General features: G+C 67.1%; 1 protein-coding gene and 1 pseudogene. One reads left to right on the plus strand and one right to left on the minus strand.

Annotated elements, in window-relative coordinates:
- A partial coding sequence (locus tag EOA29_RS38905; protein ID WP_281061150.1) for an SRPBCC family protein occupies window positions 1–544 on the plus strand: 544 nt, incomplete at its 5' end.
- Here EOA29_RS38905 and EOA29_RS38910 read toward each other — a convergent pair.
- Window positions 513–697 (minus strand): annotated as a pseudogene (locus EOA29_RS38910) (hypothetical protein); the annotation flags it as partial. The gene EOA29_RS38905 and the pseudogene EOA29_RS38910 sit on opposite strands and share 32 nt — an antisense overlap.

Raw genomic sequence — 697 nt, forward strand, 5'->3', positions numbered from 1 at the left:
CCTGTCGCGGCTGGTGCCGATCTACGGCCGGGGCCTGATGGCGAGGCACGACGATCCGGAATGGGCCCGCCACGCCGACAACGACGCGCCGGAGTTTTCCGGCGGCCTGCGCGCCGGCGCCGAGACCTGGTCGCGCGACGGGCGCGTGCATGGTCCGGTCTTTGCCGGCCTGACGCCGGCCGAGCGCGCCGCCGGCCAGACCTACGCAACGTCGCTGCCCTCGATGTTCATCGTCGGCCATGTCGACTATGTCCGCACGGTGAGGCTCGCCCCGCTGGGACCCGAGCTGACGGAGCTCACCGCCGAATGGCTGTTCGCGCCCGATGCTCTTGCGCAAACCGATATCGACAACATCGTCGCCTTCGGCACCCAGGTGCTGGAGGAGGACGCCGCGATCTGCGAGGTCAATCAGAAGGGCCTGCGCTCGATCCGCCACGAGGCCGGCGTGCTGATGCCTGAGGAATACGACCTGCGCCGCTTCCACGAATGGGTGCGAGGGCGCCACGCAGAGTTCAAAACGACTTCGGCAGATAGCGCCAGGTGAAAAAGCCGCAGAAGGCGGCCAACAGGCCGAGCGTGACGAACACCGAGCCCAGCCCGAAAAAGCTCAGCACCACCGAATAGACCAGCGGCGGCGTCAGCTCGGAAAAGTCGAGATAGGTGCGGTAGACCGCCGCTGGTCTATTCGGTGGTGCTG

Origin of the sequence: Mesorhizobium sp. M1E.F.Ca.ET.063.01.1.1, assembly GCF_003998155.1 — a bacterium.
Lineage (GTDB): Bacteria > Pseudomonadota > Alphaproteobacteria > Rhizobiales > Rhizobiaceae > Mesorhizobium.